General features: G+C 42.7%; 20 protein-coding genes. 14 read left to right on the forward strand and 6 right to left on the reverse strand.

The window, feature by feature from the left end; all coding sequences use genetic code 11:
* Positions 1-219 precede the first annotated feature (219 nt).
* The 4 genes from UFB30_RS10545 (at position 220) to UFB30_RS10560 (ending at position 2,748) form a co-directional block, all read left to right on the forward strand.
* Positions 220-1,122 carry a GIY-YIG nuclease family protein gene (locus tag UFB30_RS10545; protein WP_322421655.1) on the forward strand — a complete coding sequence of 301 codons (903 nt, stop codon included), beginning with the start codon at positions 220-222 and terminating at the stop codon, positions 1,120-1,122.
* Positions 1,123-1,125: 3 nt separating this feature from the next.
* A complete protein-coding gene (locus tag UFB30_RS10550) occupies positions 1,126-1,338 on the forward strand; it encodes a hypothetical protein (protein WP_322421656.1) in 213 nt (70 codons plus the stop codon).
* 116 nt (positions 1,339-1,454) lie between these two features.
* The gene (locus UFB30_RS10555; protein ID WP_322421657.1) at positions 1,455-2,189 is read left to right on the forward strand and encodes an ankyrin repeat domain-containing protein; all 735 of its coding nucleotides are present in this window, start codon (positions 1,455-1,457) and stop codon (positions 2,187-2,189) included.
* 115 nt (positions 2,190-2,304) lie between these two features.
* The gene (locus UFB30_RS10560) at positions 2,305-2,748 is read left to right on the forward strand and encodes a hypothetical protein (RefSeq protein WP_322421658.1); all 444 of its coding nucleotides are present in this window, start codon (positions 2,305-2,307) and stop codon (positions 2,746-2,748) included.
* Positions 2,749-2,851: 103 nt separating this feature from the next.
* On the opposite strand, the gene UFB30_RS10565 is transcribed toward UFB30_RS10560, so the two are convergent.
* Positions 2,852-3,214, reverse strand: a complete 363-nt coding sequence (locus UFB30_RS10565) for a hypothetical protein (protein WP_322421659.1) — start codon at positions 3,212-3,214, stop codon at positions 2,852-2,854.
* 150 nt (positions 3,215-3,364) lie between these two features.
* On the opposite strand from UFB30_RS10565, the gene UFB30_RS10570 reads away from it, so the two are divergent.
* From UFB30_RS10570 to UFB30_RS10610, 9 genes are all read left to right on the forward strand, one after another.
* Positions 3,365-3,946, forward strand: coding sequence for a type 1 glutamine amidotransferase family protein (locus UFB30_RS10570; protein ID WP_322421660.1), 582 nt, complete (start codon positions 3,365-3,367; stop codon positions 3,944-3,946).
* 12 nt (positions 3,947-3,958) lie between these two features.
* Positions 3,959-4,600 carry a GNAT family N-acetyltransferase gene (locus UFB30_RS10575; protein WP_322421661.1) on the forward strand — a complete coding sequence of 214 codons (642 nt, stop codon included), beginning with the start codon at positions 3,959-3,961 and terminating at the stop codon, positions 4,598-4,600.
* Between the two features lie 19 nt (positions 4,601-4,619).
* Complete coding sequence (locus UFB30_RS10580) at positions 4,620-5,141, forward strand: GNAT family N-acetyltransferase (protein ID WP_322421857.1); 522 nt, start codon at positions 4,620-4,622, stop codon at positions 5,139-5,141.
* 20 nt (positions 5,142-5,161) lie between these two features.
* Positions 5,162-5,389 (forward strand): DUF3951 domain-containing protein, encoded by a 228-nt coding sequence (locus tag UFB30_RS10585; RefSeq protein ID WP_435390880.1) that lies wholly within the window; start codon positions 5,162-5,164, stop codon positions 5,387-5,389.
* 15 nt (positions 5,390-5,404) lie between these two features.
* Positions 5,405-5,866: an NUDIX hydrolase gene (locus UFB30_RS10590; RefSeq protein WP_322421662.1), complete on the forward strand. Its 462-nt coding sequence runs from the start codon at positions 5,405-5,407 to the stop codon at positions 5,864-5,866.
* A 103-nt stretch (positions 5,867-5,969) separates the two neighbouring features.
* Complete coding sequence (locus tag UFB30_RS10595) at positions 5,970-6,377, forward strand: VOC family protein (protein WP_322421663.1); 408 nt, start codon at positions 5,970-5,972, stop codon at positions 6,375-6,377.
* 141 nt (positions 6,378-6,518) lie between these two features.
* A complete protein-coding gene (locus UFB30_RS10600) occupies positions 6,519-6,956 on the forward strand; it encodes a hypothetical protein (RefSeq protein WP_322421664.1) in 438 nt (145 codons plus the stop codon).
* 319 nt (positions 6,957-7,275) lie between these two features.
* Positions 7,276-7,785, forward strand: a complete 510-nt coding sequence (locus UFB30_RS10605) for an RNA polymerase sigma factor (protein WP_322421665.1) — start codon at positions 7,276-7,278, stop codon at positions 7,783-7,785.
* 12 nt (positions 7,786-7,797) lie between these two features.
* Positions 7,798-8,928: a DUF4179 domain-containing protein gene (locus UFB30_RS10610; RefSeq protein WP_322421666.1), complete on the forward strand. Its 1,131-nt coding sequence runs from the start codon at positions 7,798-7,800 to the stop codon at positions 8,926-8,928.
* A 76-nt stretch (positions 8,929-9,004) separates the two neighbouring features.
* Here the strand turns inward: UFB30_RS10610 and UFB30_RS10615 are convergent, their stop codons facing one another.
* Entirely contained in the window at positions 9,005-10,273 is a 1,269-nt protein-coding gene (locus tag UFB30_RS10615; RefSeq protein ID WP_322421667.1) for a S8 family serine peptidase, read from the reverse strand.
* A gap of 417 nt (positions 10,274-10,690) precedes the next feature.
* Here UFB30_RS10615 and UFB30_RS10620 point away from each other — a divergent pair, with 417 nt between their 5' ends.
* Positions 10,691-11,968 (forward strand): Y-family DNA polymerase, encoded by a 1,278-nt coding sequence (locus UFB30_RS10620; protein WP_322421668.1) that lies wholly within the window; start codon positions 10,691-10,693, stop codon positions 11,966-11,968.
* Between the two features lie 334 nt (positions 11,969-12,302).
* On the opposite strand, the gene UFB30_RS10625 is transcribed toward UFB30_RS10620, so the two are convergent.
* The 4 genes from UFB30_RS10625 to UFB30_RS10640 are packed head-to-tail and all read right to left on the reverse strand — an operon-like array spanning position 12,303 to position 15,433.
* Positions 12,303-12,881, reverse strand: a complete 579-nt coding sequence (locus tag UFB30_RS10625) for an SCO family protein (RefSeq protein WP_322421669.1) — start codon at positions 12,879-12,881, stop codon at positions 12,303-12,305.
* Between the two features lie 2 nt (positions 12,882-12,883).
* Positions 12,884-13,885 (reverse strand): ABC transporter substrate-binding protein, encoded by a 1,002-nt coding sequence (locus tag UFB30_RS10630; RefSeq protein WP_322421670.1) that lies wholly within the window; start codon positions 13,883-13,885, stop codon positions 12,884-12,886.
* Between the two features lie 20 nt (positions 13,886-13,905).
* Complete coding sequence (locus UFB30_RS10635; RefSeq protein ID WP_322421671.1) at positions 13,906-14,664, reverse strand: ABC transporter permease; 759 nt, start codon at positions 14,662-14,664, stop codon at positions 13,906-13,908.
* Positions 14,648-15,433 (reverse strand): ABC transporter ATP-binding protein, encoded by a 786-nt coding sequence (locus UFB30_RS10640; protein ID WP_322421672.1) that lies wholly within the window; start codon positions 15,431-15,433, stop codon positions 14,648-14,650. The genes UFB30_RS10635 and UFB30_RS10640 overlap by 17 nt, the downstream gene beginning before the upstream one ends.
* Positions 15,434-15,789 lie beyond the last annotated feature (356 nt).

A 15,789-nucleotide genomic window follows, 5' to 3' on the forward strand; every position in this document is an offset into this window, starting at 1 on the left:
GTGAGATCACTTCCATAGATTCCTCTCCTTATCGTTTAAAATCAATGATTAGATATGTAAATCACCGTAAGTTAAGATAATCAGATTGTATCATGTATTTCCTTCTAAGCGCTGTTTTGGGTGATCTTGTCATGTATAATATAGGTAAATAGCATTGATTTTGCAGCATATCTTAATTTAAGTAGCACGGTGCTAAACAAATAAACTGAGGTGTAGTTCATGGCGCGGGGAAAAAGTATTAACCTGTTTCTGATAGATGGAAACGCGAATGGAAGAATTAAATGTACACTGGCAAATTGGACGGGAGTTGCGTACCGTCTGCCAAGGACGGAGATTGAGAAATGCCGTGATCGTGAAGATTTATCACAGACGGGTGTTTATTTCTTATTTGGAACGTCCGAAGATAACGGTGAGGATATTGTCTATGTGGGACAGGCCGGTGTGAGAAAAAATGGTGAAGGTGTTCTGAACCGTCTGATTGAGCACAAGAGAAGTCCGGAAAAAGATTACTGGACAGAAGCCGTCGTATTCACTACTTCAAATAATTCATTTGGACCGACTGAAATCAGCTATCTTGAGAGTCGTTTCTGCACGATGGCAAAAGAGGCTGAGCGATATGAAGTGAAAAATGGAAATGACCCTAACATCGGAAACTTAACTGAAGAGAAGATGAGTGAACTGGAAGAGTTCATTGATTACGCAAAGATTGTGATGGGGACGTTAGGACATAAAGTATTTGAGAAACTCAGTCAGAGTAATGCTGAAGTGCAGGCTGCGCCAGAGGTCGACGCTAGTGTAAACAAACTGCTTTACCTGAAACGGAAGAGTGGTAAAAGCGGCAGAACGATTGAAGCGAAGTGTGAACAAACCAACGAGGGCTTTGTTGTTTTAAAAGGAAGTATGATTGAGACAATCGATTCTAACAGGGTCCCTGTTGGCGTGAAAGCGAAAAGAGAACAGGTACATATTGGGGATGACGGCATCCTCTTAGAAAACGTCCTTTTTAAAAGCCCGTCCTACGCAGCAGCCTTTGTAATTGGTGGCAGTGCAAACGGGCTGACAGAGTGGAAGGATGAGCACGGCGTCAAGTTTGGAGAGATTGAAGAGAATCAGGGGGCGTAAACAATGAAAAATGAATCTGAAAAGAAGACGATCAATGTACCGTTAAATGTGTGGCTGAACGAAAAAAACGGACATATTCATATGAACGTGAATGGCGTATTAACGAGTGTAAATAATGACCCGAAATCTAAAAGGGGTAACCCGAGCCTGTTTTCAATTCTTGAAAAAGAGCTGATTAAAGCTGGGAAGATCCGTGAGGAAAGTGAAGTAGAATAGTTTTATTGACTGTGCCAGATGCAGTTCTTACACGCCTTTTTAATCGAATGAATGTGTGTGGGAATTGATTGCGGCACAGTTTTTTATTTAGTGTGACACATATTAGGGGGATGTATATGACCATCATTTACGAACATGATCTGCCGGCAAAAGAAGTTATTAGAGTGATTCAAACCGGTGAAACAGAAAAATTAAAACTGCTCGTTTCTGAAAATCCAGATTTGATTAAATCCAGAATTGTTGCAAGAGATCATGACCAAAATCAGCAAAGCCTCTCGCGCACACTGTTACATATCATCACTGACTGGCCCGGACATTTTCCAAATGGCGCGGAAACTGTCAAGGTGCTGGCAGATGCCGGTGCTGATGTGAATGCCAGATGCACCGGTCCGCATACTGAAACGCCTTTGCACTGGGCTGCGAGCAGTGATGATGTAGAAGTGCTGAACGCTCTTCTTAATGCCGGTGCTGATATTGATGCGGATGGAGCGGTCATTGGTGGCGGAACACCGCTGGACGATGCAGTTGCATTTGCTCAGTGGAAAGCAGCTCGCCGACTGGTTGAACACGGTGCGAAAACGAAGCTCTGGAATGAAGCAGCACTTGGTATGATAGATCAGGTTAAAAAACGATTTGAAAAAGGCAAACCGCCAACTCCTGACCAGATTACTGAAGCCTTCTGGTTAGCGTGTCACGGCAGTCAGCAAATGACAGCAGCATACCTTCTTGATCAAGGTGCTGATCTTAACTGGATTGGCTATGATGACATGACCCCACTTGATGTTGCAAGACGGAATCAGGATGAAGCGCTCGTTCAGTGGCTTGTTCGCAGAGGTGCCAGAGGTAAATAAATTCAATCATTTATGATTGATCTCAGACTATTATTTGCCAAAAAATGTTTGATTATCATCCAGTATTTTGAAATAATAGGAATATGAAAAAGCGATAGTCAAAAAGGGGGATTACATGAAATCAGCATTTTTCAGATGGGGAATTGCTTTTATACTCAGTGCGGTTTTGTTGGTAGGGACCTATTATTTCACGATGGACTTAGAGTTCGCGGGCTATGATGTAACAGAGCAGGGGCAATTTGTACTGATAGAGGGGTGGAAGCAGCCTTCGCCTTTCCTTAATACAGATGTTAGCAGTGAAACAGAAAGCCTGGCCCAGCTGGGTGCAGATATGGAACGGTTTAACCAGTGGCTGCTGATCGTATTGATTACAGTGGCATTTTTCATTGCGACCTATTATGCGCTTTTCAACAAACATAATACATTCAATCCTGCAAAAAGAAGAAAGTTCTTTTACGTGACCATCGCAGCGAATGCAGCTGTCGCCGGACTATTTATCTTTCAATTTATTCATTTTGTGGAAGTGGTTAATAACAGCATGAACAATGTGTTGTTTTAACTGAAAGCTGTTTCTTATCCTGGACCCGACGCTCACTCGATTTTTAATATTCCTTAAAAATTGAATGAGCGTCGTAAGTGATATTAGCCGTTTTTTCAACTTCCTATTCTGTAGGCACATATCCAATCACTGCGTTGGTCTCAGGATCAATTAGTATGGATGGTGTGCCGGTCAAAACAGTCCCTTTATCATTAAAGGTAACTCTTAATGCCGTCTCTCCTTCAAAATGTTCATCCAGTACCTCATAGCTCTGATCAGCAACGACTTCTGTTACCTCAGCGTTCTGCCAATCTTCTTCTGCAGTATCATCCCAATTTTGTTCCTTCACATAATTCCAGGCCGCTTCTTTTGCTTCAATATACTGTCCCGTCTCACTTTTAGTTTCTTCTGTCTGCTCATTTGAACACCCGACTAACATAAGCGCAGCAAATGTGCTCACCGTTAAATACCAGCATATTTTCTTCATAACAGCACAACCCCTTTTAACAGTAGACGTATACCTTCCAGATAAGTTCCAGTGCATCATTAATTAAGCCTTGTGCTAAGTGATGTTTTTTGAAATAATTGGAATTATAAGTGCGCTCCAAAATTGACAGAGAACAGTGAGGAAATGCATATGAAAAATGTTTTAGTATTGGTGACTAATGGCTTTGCGGATTGGGAAGCTGCCTATGTAACAGCGGAGGTAAATAAACCGGGAACAGGTTATCAGGTGAAGACGATCGCAGTCGATCTTCATCCCAAGACTTCAATGGGTGGCTTCAATGTACTGCCGGATTACAGCCTGCAGGACTTTTCTTTCGACCTCCCGTTCAGCATGCTGATTATTCCCGGTGGAACGGGTTGGAAAAGTGAACAGGATCAGAGGTTAAAGCAGCTTGTTCAGTATTGTGTGGATCATCAGATATCTGTTGCAGCGATCTGTGATGCAACGATCTTTTTAGGAAAAAACGGGTTCCTCGATCACTCAAAACATACAAGTAATACATTACCCTATTTAAAGCAGCACGCGCCGGATTATAAAGGAGAGCAAAACTATATTGATGCGCAATCTGTCAGTGGTGATGACCTTATTACTGCGAATGGGAGCGGAGCGGTTGAATTTTCGAGGGATATTTTAAGCAGATTGAACGTCCTTGAAGGTGAAGCGTTGAATCGTTGGTATGACATATTTAAGGTGGGGTTTGTCAAAGGTTAGGCAGGCAAACGAATGCTGTATAGGGCTGCAACAGATCTGCAGAGAATGGGGGTTGATTCAATGACTTTTCCGGAATTGGAAACTGAACGATTGAAATTAGTAAGGATGGATGAGCGTTATCTTGAGGCGTATTTCAATATCATGTCCAATGATCATGTCATGGAATTCTACGGGATGGAACCTTTAAAGCAAATAGAGGATGCTGAAAAGATCATCACTTCGATGAAGTATACATATGAAAGTGGAAACGGCATCAGGTGGGCGATTGTGTTGAAGGATACTGGAGCGTTTGCTGGGACATTGGGTTTGAATCTGTTGAGATTTCAGATGAAGCGGACCGAGATTGGTTATGAGCTGGGCACGGACTTTTGGGGTAAAGGCATTGCAAGTGAAGCGGTGAAAGAAGTGCTGCGATACTCATTTCAGGATCTTGGTTTATTCAGAATCGGAGCTGTCACTTTTCCTCAAAATGAGTCGTCAATCAAGCTGTTGAAAAAACTTGGTTTTATTGAAGAAGGAAGGTTGCGGGGCTATCTTTATCAAAACGAACAGTCACATGATGCGATGGTCTTTTCACTTTTAAGAACTGATGAGGCAGCAAGCGAATTGGTTTGCGTAGAACGGAGTGAGTCTGCTGGGAAAACAAAGTCCTAACATTTTTAATCATAGAATTATGTTGAGGGAAATCATTGAAAGTGACTGGTCTGCCATACATGAATACGCATCTCAGGAAATTGTATGTCAATATCAAGTATGGGGTCCTAATTCAGTTGAAGATACGAAGGCTTATGTCGATCAGGTGATGAAAGATACGCGTATTAAGCCGAGAACCAGGTATGTATTTGCAATCATCAATAACGATGATAAGCACCTGGCAGGCGTTGGTGAACTTATTATCAGAGACCCTCAAAACAGAAACGCAGAAATCGCTTATATTATTAACCCTGCCTATTGGGGCAAAGGACTCGCTACTGAAGCTGCCGGATTATTGATTCATTATGGGTTTGAAGAGCATAGAATGCACCGGATTTTTGCTACCTGTGCGCCTGAAAATATTGCTTCTTCTAAAGTGTTAAAGAAAAGCGGAATGGTTTATGAAGGCAGACTTCGAGAGAACTTGTTAATCGGAGAGAAATGGCGGGATTCTATGATTTACAGTGTGCTGAAAAATGAATGGAAAGCAGATGCTTACTGAAAGTACAAAGGAGTTTTAACTTGTATATAATAGGTGTTTTAACGACTGTTCTTTTAACTTTTGTTTGTACGATTGTATCTGTGTTGGGTTATAAAATGTTTGTGACAAAAGAAACGCCAACCAACTTTTACACGCCGTTTGATTATATTGCAGGACAGGATCGTGAAGAATTTCATGAAGAACGTAAAGAGGATGAGCAGGCGGAAGAAGCCGAAGCCGGAGACAATCGGAATACATATCGGTTTTAAATCAGGAGGTATTACATGTATACACCACCAAAACATATCATTGCAGTCTCTGCAAATGTAGTAAATGACCAGGGCCACACACTGCTGGTCAAAACACATCTGCGGCCAGACACCTGGGAGACGCCCGGAGGACAGGTGGAGGCCGGGGAGCCACTTGATCAGGCGCTGTGCAGAGAGATCTTAGAAGAAACCGGGCTGGTGATCACGCCGGTTGGCATTACAGGCGTGTATTATAATGCCACAAAGCAGTTATTATCTGTCGTATTTAAAGCGGAATACGTCAGTGGAGACATTCACATTCAGCCGGAAGAAATTCGGGAAGCTGAATTTGTAGCACTCACTGAACATAATATTGATCAATATATCACCCGGCCCCATATGAAATCCCGAACGATAGATTGTATGAAGGCTAAAAGCATTGTTCCTTATGAGACGTGGGAGGTTAATCCTTATAACTTAATAGGCAGGCTGTTTTAAGTGGCTGGGTCACTTCCGCCTTTTTACTGAGATGAAATTCAGTCTTTTGGGTCGTCATGAGGGATTCGAACTGTTTTACACTGAAGTAAATGGAGGTGTCATCATGGATTTTACATATTTTAAAGCAGCACAAATCAGAATGGCCAGACCGACTGACAGGATGAAGGAAATCATTCGTTTTTACGAAAAAGGACTTGGGTTGAAAAGAGTGGCAGCGTTTCAGGAACACGCTGGTTACGACGGTGTGATGTATGGATTACCTGGAACAGAGGTGCATCTCGAATTTACGAGTCACGCGTCAGGCAGTCCATGTCCGGACCCTGGGCGTGATCAGTTGCTTGTGTTCTATATTCCGGATGCTGTTCAGCTGAAGGAAATGGCGGACAGACTGATGGAAATGGGTTACCCGCCGGTTGAGCCTGAGAATCCTTATTGGAAAGAAAAAGGTGTCACGATAGAAGATCCGGATAAATGGCGGGTTGTGCTGATGAATACAGAGGGATTGATATGAACAGAAGGAAGATGTATGAGAATGAGCATCATGCATTAAAAAAGCAGATCCGCGTGGCTGTGGACTTAAGAGTATTAATATTAACGACATCTATTCATAAATTCGTTCATACATAATTATCGAAAGTGATGTGATACTTCTTTGAAAAAGATGCTTGTACTATTAGCGCTGCTATCTATTCTACTTAGTGGCTGTACATGGGGGGACCCTGAAAGTTATACAATATTTATTTTTGAGGGTGAAAGTGAAAGCTGGGAAGGATATATGGAATATGTTGACTTTAGTGAAGGTAAACACCCGGATGATTATGTAGAATTAACATTTAAAGAAGACCGTGCACCTGCCGATGCAGTGATAACAATTGCGGAAACGGATATCAGTCAAAAGCTTTCTTTCACATCCAGCTCAACCATGGTCACATTAAACGAATCTGACATCCGTCAATTAATTGAATTGAAAAAAAATGAGGACAATTCTATTAAGGATTCAATTGACGTTAACATTTCATGGGAAGGTGAGCAGGAAACGATCTCAATGACTTTCAGTACATCCGTGAGGAGAGATGGCAGGGACTTATAGTAGAAACTGCTGAAGATCCGAAAGACGTTTACAGTATGTAAATGATGAAAATAGAAGCAGCTCTTATCTCATGTTTTAACGATCATGTGATTCAACTATATAAAGACTAAAGGAACTTTAGATTAAAGAAGTTCCTTTTTTTAATGAAACGCTTTGTTAAAGTCCATTGTTGTTTCTGCACAGCTGGTGATCGAAGCGTCCCTTTGAAGCGGACATCAACGGCCAACTCAAACAAATTCTAATGAAATAAAATATTTATTAAAAAATCCCAATAAAATCTGAAAGATAACCGTCTACTTAATGTGAAGGGAGGCAGCAAATGAATGAGATGAGTAAACAACAATCAGAAAAACCGGCTGAACATTATGAGGAGTTTAAGCAATTATTCAGTGATCATAAAAAGCATGTATTTGCGATGGCTTTATCGGTCTTAAGGGATTTTGAACTGGCTGAAGATGTTATGCAGGAAGTGTTTATTAAATTATTCCAGCATATGAAGTACAACGATATATCCAACACAAAAGCATGGTTAATCAGTGTTTCGAGAAATACTGCTCTTGATCTCTACCGGAAAAAAAGACGTGAGCTAACAGGTTTTGATGAAGCGTATTTTGAGCAGGTTCCTTATCTGAGTGAGGATCCTTTAGACAAAATCGTATTAGCGAAATACCTTGCCCTGCTTAACGCAGAAGAACGACAGATTGTCGTGATGAAGGATATTTCCGGATTAAAGCACAGAGAAATCGCGAAGATTCTCGATATTCCATTAGGTACGGCGATATGGAAATACAACAGGGCGCTGAAAAACATGAAAAAATCGGTTGAGTGAGGAGGGATTCTGATGAATGAAAAACAGATTAAAAAGCATTTAAACCAGGCAATTGAAAAGCAGGTTCCGGACGTCTGGGACGAATTGGAGCAAAAACTACATAACGCAGATCTGCAGCATTTTAAAGAACCTGTTTCACTCAATCAGGTTAAAGTTCGTAAAAGAAAAAAATTCCCGGGGAAATTAAGCCTTACTGCAGCGATCTGTTTAATTGTTTTCTCGACGCTCACGTTTACCCCCGCACTTGCAGCTCTGCAGGAAGTGTATGAGCAATTATTCTCAAGTGAGCGTATTGATGATACCGGCGTAAGGCATGCAATAGAAATGGGATACGGTAAAGAAATTAATCAGACATATTATGATGAAGAAAATGATATCACGGTCCGCTTTGAAAAGATTATGACTGACGATAAAGAAACTAAATTACTGGTTACCTATCAGAGCGACCGGACGGATTTAGAGGATTATTCTATCGATCTCTTTGAAGGAGACAGTAAAATTTACTTAATTGGGCAAGGTGAAGAAAAGACGGAATTGAATGATGTGGGCTGGGGAAGCAGTTATTACGATGCCAAAGAAAACAAAGTAATCAGCGCATTGTCATTTGAATCCATTAAGCAGTTTGAAGGGAAAGATATCCGATTAGAAATAGAAGATCTGACCATTTACGGTAAAAACTCCAGTGATAAGGTTGAAGCGTTATGGCCGCTTGATCTTACCCTGGATGGAGCAGCCGTTTCAGAAAGGGAATCAGTTGAAGTGGGTAAGGAATTTGAATTTAATCATATGACTTATCGTATCAAACGGGTTGAATATTCAGCATTGGAGACGCGTATTGTGTTCACAGGTGATGACACCAGTGTGCTGACTGATCCCAGCGGAATGAGATATGAAATCATAGGTGAATTGGAGAGTCAGTTTTTAAATGCCAGGAAAATAGATAAGGAATACGGATATATTGTAGATGAGGAAAAATCCGGTGTGTTTTTAAGATCAGCCGGCAAGCGGGTGGATCCGATCTTCAGTAAAGGTGAAGTTCAGGGAGAAGACGATGAGCTGATTTTAGTTTTCGCTCCGGTTGAGGATCGGTCTGACACGGTTCTTGAGGTTGGGGAAGAGATTGAGGTTTCGTTGAGTCCCTGATTGTTTACCAAATAACATTAAAACGCGTACACGATTCAGTTCATCGTGTACGCGTTTTTCAGTAACTTAAAGGTTATTAATTCACTTTCGCAAAACCAAATCCAGAAGCTAAGTCATCACCAACAGCAGCACTGCGTCCGCCGAGGATGTCATTTGCTTTTGCACGGTTCTGAAGCTCAGTACGAAGCTGGACGTGAGAGAAGCCAGGGTTTTCTGCCCATACTTTTGCTGCAAGTCCTGCTACGTGTGGAGAAGCCATTGATGTACCGCTGATTGTGTTATAACCGCCATTTGGCCATGTTGAGAAAATCGCTGCACCTGGAGCTGAGATTTCAACGTCACCTTCCTGAATCAGGTAGTCTCCATCACCTTTACGTACGCCTCTTGAAGAGAAATCTGCGACACGGTATGTACCGTTTTCAAATCTGTTTTCAAGCGCTGCGACTGCAATTGCATTTTCAAGTGCGCCAGGGTAGCCGATTGAACCTACGCGGAATCCTGAGTTACCTGCTGCCGCTACAACAAGAACGCCTTTATCGTATGCATAGTTCACTGCATCCTCAATCAGCGGGCTGTTTGCTGATGAACCAAGAGACATGTTAATCACAGTATTTGTACCTGTTGCAACTGCCTGATCAGCTGTGTGGCGGATAGCCGCTGCGATATCATCTGAGTAACCTGAGCCGTCATCACCAAGTACTTTGTAAGCCCACAGGTCAGCATCCGGTGCTACGCCGTATACGCCTGAACCATCACTGCCGCCATCTGCAAGAACAGAACCTGCAACGTGCGTGCCGTGACCATCTACATCGTTACATGATCCGTTTACAAGTGGAGTAGCCTGTGTGAAGTCTTTACACTGCTCAACTGTACCCTGAAGGTCGTGGTGACCAGTGAATACGCCTGTATCCAGCACAGCTACATTAATGCCTGAACCACCAGACGTTGCTCCTACGTTGGCATCGTTATAAATTGCTTCAATGCCCCATGGCGTCTGGTCTGCCGGTGCAGCGAATGCATTTGTCACATTTTCATTGTTTCTGAGCGCATCCACAGACACCTCGTCCACCTTTGTCAGTTTCAGATTCTTATTGTTTTGAAGGGCGTTAAATTGCGCCTCATTCATATCAGTTGAAAATCCGTTGGCACTCAGCTCCCAGCGAGAATCATATTGCTTCTGCAATGAAGCTTTCGTTTTTTGAGCTGACTCTCCAGATACCTCAACATATACGCGGAATTTTTCAGCATTATTTGACTGCTGATCCGGCGCAGCACTTGCCCCTGCTGGTACTGCCAGACTTGCTGCAAGTAATAGACTCATTGCGATACTTCTTGATTTCTTCATTTCCCCGACTCCTTTTGTCAAAATATTTTGTGAATAAACCTATCCTAACAAAAGGAGCGGGTGTTGTTTATCGGGAAAATTAAATCAGCTTTCATACGGCAAAGGGGTATAATTCCCTTTATCTGTATCGGTTTTAACGGAATGTTGCCGTTCGGAACTTTTAGTGGTTGGGAAAATTTAAGGGAAGGTGAGAAATTTATGCTGAATTTTCTGTAAATATTTTTTTAGAAGTCTGTAAAAGGCGCATTTAAATCACTACTCAATCTATATTTTTACATTTTTCCCTTTCATTCATAGCGAAAATCAAGCGTTATTTTTAAAAGTTTTATTGCTAAAAAGAACATTTGTTCGTATAATTTTCTTAAAAGTGGGTAATAGTATAAAAAGAAATTGATGCTGAACAGAGGAGTGAAGGTGATGGAAGTTGACTATTCGCTTGAAAAGAAAAAAGAAATTCTCTGCGTTGATATGCGAAGCTTTTATGCCAGCTGTACGGCAGTGGAGCTTGGTCAGGATCCATTGACATGCAAAATTGCGATTATCGGCAACCAGGAGCAAAAGGGCAGTGTCGTGCTTGCTGCGTCTCCGCGTGCAAAAAGTGAACACGGTATCAGAACCGGCACAAGACGTCATGAGATCCCCAACATCAGTGACCTTCAATTAATTGAACCGGATATGGGACAGTACCTCAGACTGTCCACTGAAATCACGAAAATTTTTACAAGGTTCGTTCCAAAAGAAAATATACATGTCTACAGTGTAGACGAAAGCTTTATTCAGGTGGATGGCACCTCTTCATTATGGGGAGGACCGCATGCTGTTGCTCAAAAGATCTCTGATGATATGATGCGGGAATTTGGCCTGCCATGTGCAATTGGTATAGGTCCTAATATGCTGATCGCAAAGCTTTGCCTTGATCTGGAAGCGAAAAAGAAGGGTATCTGTGAATGGACGTTTGAGGATATTCCGAAGAAGCTTTGGCCGCTTCAGCCACTTTCAGCCATGTGGGGGATCGGGCGTCAGCTTGAAAAACGATTAAACAGAATGGGCATTTACTCAGTTGGAGATCTCGCGGCCCATGATTTGAGCCATCTTGAATCAGTATTTGGTGTGATGGGGAATCAGCTGTACTATCACGCACATGGCATTGACCGCTCCGAGATCGGTGCGCCGATTATTCAGGGACAGGTGAGCTATGGAAAGAGTCAGATCCTCCTCAGAGACTACAATAAAATAGAAGAAATTGAGGCAGTGCTGCTGGAAATGTGTGAGGAAGTAGCGAGAAGAGCGAGAAATAAACACTTAGGCGGTCGGACAATTCATTTAGGTGTCGGGTACAGCAAGCGCACACCGATCAAATCATTTCACCGTTCAAAGTCACTGGATAAGCCGACATCTATTACAATGGAGATTTACGAAGTCTGTCTTGAAATCCTCCATGATAACCTGCAGCCATTTCCAGTCAGGAAAATTTCAATCTCACTAACCAACCTGGCAGATGACTCAGCTCTGCAGCTTGATCTGTTCAATCCGGGACGCGAAAAAGTTCACCGGCTCGGCTATGTGATGGATGATGTACGTCAGCGATTCGGGTCTACTGCATTACTAAGGGCGATTTCCTACACGGAAGGCGGTACGACAAGAAGAAGGTCAAGATTAATTGGGGGGCATATTTCGAAGAAGTCGATGAGTTGAAGGTGATGCAAATTGAGAATAACCAAAAAAATATTGGAATGATTTTGCGTTAGTGCTTAATTTATTTGTAAAGAGAGCACCAAAGCCAAAAATAGATTTCATGATAAAGGTTTTTTATTAAAGTCCATCTTTATTTCTGCACAGCTGGTGATTGAAGCGTAAGGGGGGCGACTCCTGTGGCAGGAAGGGACAGGTGAGACAGAGCATGGCGAAGCCTGCTGGCTCACCGCCCGGCCACGGAAAGCGTCCCCCCTGAAGCGGAAATCATCAGCCAATTTTAGCAGAACCATAAAAATAAGCAAAGCCCGAAAGAACCTGAACTTTGCTCAAGAATTCAGTAATCCTGCAACAACTCAACCGCCTCAACAATCTCCTCATAAGGCACATCCACCGACATCTCATACTGCTCAAGTATCCGATCACCCACCATCAGATAAAGGGACGTACTATGCACAAACTGATCAGATCCCTCCACGCGCGCAGCAGGGGACAGAAATCCTCTGTTAGCAAACAGTTCAACGTCTTCCTGTTCATACCCCGATACGAAATCCCAGTTGTCGAAATTCACTTCAAACTGTTCTCCATATGACTGTAGAACTTCTGGCGTATCTCTTTCAGGATCAATCGTGAAAGAAACAAACTGATAGTTCAGATCTTTTTCATCCAGCTGATCCTGCAGCTCTGACATGTTATAGGTCATCGGCATGCAGACTGTATCACAGTTTGTGAAGATGAAAGCGGTAAGCCAGATTTGATCTTCCATATCATCAGTATGAAAAGGTTCTTCGCTTTGATTGACTGCCTGCAGGTCAGTGACTTCCCCGTTTAGAGAAAAATGTTCATCCAGGTTAACCCCGGATGAACATCCCTGCAGGATCAGCAGTGCAAAGCATGCTGTGATCCATTTTTTCATCTTTACTGTGCACTTCCTACTTCTGTGTCCTGTGGAACAACTAATTCATCAAACTCAGGCTTTTCTTTCAGGAATTGCAGATCATGTGAAGAGTCAGCGAAGGCCTGAATCACCTCTGCATTGACTTCAGTTGTATAAGTTACGCGCTCCCATGCACTTGCAATGATTGACTCATCCATGCGCTGGTTTGTGATTTCTTCGATCGAGTCAACTGCGATTGTTTGTGCTTCTTCAGGGTTTTCGTTAATAAATTCAATGCTCTTTTCATGCGCTGCTGTAATCTGGTCAACCAGTTCCCCTTGTTCTTCAATCAGCTTGCCGCTGGTCACTAAAACCGTATTCGGTAAAGTTGTTCCATAGGCAATCTCATCTGTATCCACGATGATTTTTGCGCCGTTTGCTACGAGTGTAGAAGCCCATGGCTCAGGTACGGCTGCAAGGTCAACTTTACCTGATTCGAACATTGCCTGATACTGTGCCGGGTTACCTGTTACGTGCTTCAGTGTACCGCCAATCCGTGCTGATGTGATGCCTTGTTCTTTCAGGAATGTTTCCATTTGAACATCATGTGTACAGCCAACGCCCGGTGTAATAAATGTATGGTCACCTAAATCTTCTAAGCTTTCAATTCCACTTTGTTCACTGGCTACTACAACAGTACCACCTGATGATGCACCGGCAAGAATTTTAACATCCGCACCGTTTGCGTAGTTATTCATGACAGGACCGGGGCCGACAAATCCTGCATCAATATCACCTGTTTTCAGTGCTGTCATAAATGCACCGCCATCAGGAAATGTTTTGTATGATACTTCTACACCTTCACCCAGTTCTTCTTCAAAGTACTGCTTTTCTTTTGCGATCATCGCAGGAACGTGGTCAATATTCGGGAAATAGCCAATCACAACTTCATCCTTGCTGCCACCTGATGAGCTGTCTGATCCGCAGGCTGATAGTACCAGTATTGCAGCCAGAAAAAATAGTGCACTAAGATTCTTTTTCATTCATTTCGCCTCCAAAATTTTTAATCTGTTGCCAGTCCCCATTTTTTAAGGACTTTCTTTTCAACACGCTGGAAAAACAGTAAGTCGACAATAATACCAATTAACATAATCATGAGCATGATCGCGATGACGCGGCTCATATCTCCAAAATCTGATGCGAAACGTAAGGAGTAACCAAGTCCAGGGCCCGTGCTGAGCAGCTCACCGGCCATCAGTGCGCGCCAGGCAAATGCCCACGCGAGGCGGATACCAGTCACTGCGTACGGGATAGAAGCAGGAATCGTTACTTTACGGAATAACCTGAAGCCTCTGTAATTCATTGTCTTTGCTGCTTTTATGAAAAGCGGAGGAACATTCATGATCCCCGTGCGGACATTAATCGTCATCACAATCGTTGCACCAAGTACAACAATAAAGATGACGGCCATTTCATTCAGGCCAAACCACATAATTGCAAGTGGTAGCCAAACGATACTGGGTACTGACTGTAGTGCCAGGATCAGAGAACCAAGTGTTTCATCAGCTGTTTTTGACTTTGCCAGCAGCACACCGAGTAAAAGTCCCAGCACAAGTGCAATGGCAAGACCGATAAATAATCGTCTGAAGCTGGCTGCGAGGTCATAGACCAGTGTAAGATTACTGAACCCTTCATATAATGAAGCGAAAACATCTGTTGGTGCCGGCAGAAGTGATGGTGATACGTCAAATACGTAGACAGCACCCTGCCATATGGAAAACAGTAGTACGTAAAAAATAATTCTCTTAACGGCTGGCTGCATTTTTCTGCTCCTTTTCCGTTACCTTATCAATTTCAGATTTCAATAACGCCTGTATTTTTTCTTCATAATAGAGAAGCTCTTCCTTTGATTGAGACCGGGGTCTCGGGAAGTTAAGTTCAATGACTTCCAGAATTGTGCCCGGCTGTGTACCCATAACTACAATCCGGTCAGACAGCTTCAATGATTCTGCAATACTGTGCGTGACAAAAAGAATCGTCTTCTTTGTCTCAAGAAAGATCTTTTCCACAATCTCATGCAGCCGTGAACGCGTCTGCTCATCGAGTGCCCCGAACGGTTCATCCATTAAAAGCAGTGCCGGGTCCATCGCAAGTGCCCGTGCAATTGCTACACGCTGCTGCATCCCGCCAGATATCTCATGTGGTGAGTGCTTTGTGTAGGCACCCAGCTGCACCATTTGTAAATATTTCTGAGCTTTTTGCTGCGCTTCCTTTTTAGACATATCAGGTAAAAGCGGGAACATCACGTTCTCTTCAACCGTCAGCCATGGAAACAAAGCAGCCTGCTGGAACACCATGCCGCGTTCCTTTCCCGGTCCTTTAATTGTTTTACCTTCAAGCTCAATCGATCCTTCCGTTGCATGTGCAAGGCCGGCAACAATTGAGAGCAGCGTAGACTTACCGCAGCCTGATGGTCCTAAAATCGAAACAAACTCGCCTTCTTTTACATCCAGCTGAATATTTGAAAGTACAAGCTCAGTCTTCCCATTGTTCGTAAAAGACTTATGTACATTGTTCATTGATAAAAACAAAACATCACCTGCTTATCTCTTTAATCCTATAAAAATAATCGGAATTGTATGTAAGTATAGCTGAAGTAAATAAAAAGTCAATACTTTTTCGTTTACTTCTTTAACGTGGTGGCGGGGTAGAGAGAAGGGGGGAACCGGGTCTTCTTATTTAATGTATGCAATGGTTTTTAGTTTGTGAGAAGCAGTAGTCCTAACTGCTTCTGATGATAGAAACAGCATGGAATTTTATAAGCTGCTTAACTCCCTCTGAAAGCAGAACCTCCACCATCACAGGAGGTTCTGTTTTTTGGAATAAAACCCATTATTATTCACCACAAATCCATTTAAAACTTCTATTAAAATAAAAATAATTCATA

Origin of the sequence: Jeotgalibacillus haloalkalitolerans, assembly GCF_034427455.1 — a bacterium.
Classification (GTDB): Bacteria; Bacillota; Bacilli; order Bacillales; family Jeotgalibacillaceae; genus Jeotgalibacillus; species Jeotgalibacillus haloalkalitolerans.

What these genes read in the sequence shown, in the direction of transcription:
- UFB30_RS10545 (WP_322421655.1), top strand. Translation starts at nt 220, where the DNA reads ATGGCGCGGGGAAAAAGTATTAACCTGTTTCTGATAGATGGAAACGCG.
- UFB30_RS10550 (WP_322421656.1), top strand. Translation starts at nt 1,126, where the DNA reads ATGAAAAATGAATCTGAAAAGAAGACGATCAATGTACCGTTAAATGTG.
- UFB30_RS10555 (WP_322421657.1), top strand. Translation starts at nt 1,455, where the DNA reads ATGACCATCATTTACGAACATGATCTGCCGGCAAAAGAAGTTATTAGA.
- UFB30_RS10560 (WP_322421658.1), top strand. Translation starts at nt 2,305, where the DNA reads ATGAAATCAGCATTTTTCAGATGGGGAATTGCTTTTATACTCAGTGCG.
- UFB30_RS10565 (WP_322421659.1), bottom strand. Translation starts at nt 3,214, where the DNA reads ATGAAGAAAATATGCTGGTATTTAACGGTGAGCACATTTGCTGCGCTT.
- UFB30_RS10570 (WP_322421660.1), top strand. Translation starts at nt 3,365, where the DNA reads ATGAAAAATGTTTTAGTATTGGTGACTAATGGCTTTGCGGATTGGGAA.
- UFB30_RS10575 (WP_322421661.1), top strand. Translation starts at nt 3,959, where the DNA reads ATGCTGTATAGGGCTGCAACAGATCTGCAGAGAATGGGGGTTGATTCA.
- UFB30_RS10580 (WP_322421857.1), top strand. Translation starts at nt 4,620, where the DNA reads ATGTTGAGGGAAATCATTGAAAGTGACTGGTCTGCCATACATGAATAC.
- UFB30_RS10590 (WP_322421662.1), top strand. Translation starts at nt 5,405, where the DNA reads ATGTATACACCACCAAAACATATCATTGCAGTCTCTGCAAATGTAGTA.
- UFB30_RS10595 (WP_322421663.1), top strand. Translation starts at nt 5,970, where the DNA reads ATGGATTTTACATATTTTAAAGCAGCACAAATCAGAATGGCCAGACCG.
- UFB30_RS10605 (WP_322421665.1), top strand. Translation starts at nt 7,276, where the DNA reads ATGAATGAGATGAGTAAACAACAATCAGAAAAACCGGCTGAACATTAT.
- UFB30_RS10610 (WP_322421666.1), top strand. Translation starts at nt 7,798, where the DNA reads ATGAATGAAAAACAGATTAAAAAGCATTTAAACCAGGCAATTGAAAAG.
- UFB30_RS10615 (WP_322421667.1), bottom strand. Translation starts at nt 10,273, where the DNA reads ATGAAGAAATCAAGAAGTATCGCAATGAGTCTATTACTTGCAGCAAGT.
- UFB30_RS10620 (WP_322421668.1), top strand. Translation starts at nt 10,691, where the DNA reads ATGGAAGTTGACTATTCGCTTGAAAAGAAAAAAGAAATTCTCTGCGTT.
- UFB30_RS10625 (WP_322421669.1), bottom strand. Translation starts at nt 12,881, where the DNA reads ATGAAAAAATGGATCACAGCATGCTTTGCACTGCTGATCCTGCAGGGA.
- UFB30_RS10630 (WP_322421670.1), bottom strand. Translation starts at nt 13,885, where the DNA reads ATGAAAAAGAATCTTAGTGCACTATTTTTTCTGGCTGCAATACTGGTA.
- UFB30_RS10635 (WP_322421671.1), bottom strand. Translation starts at nt 14,664, where the DNA reads ATGCAGCCAGCCGTTAAGAGAATTATTTTTTACGTACTACTGTTTTCC.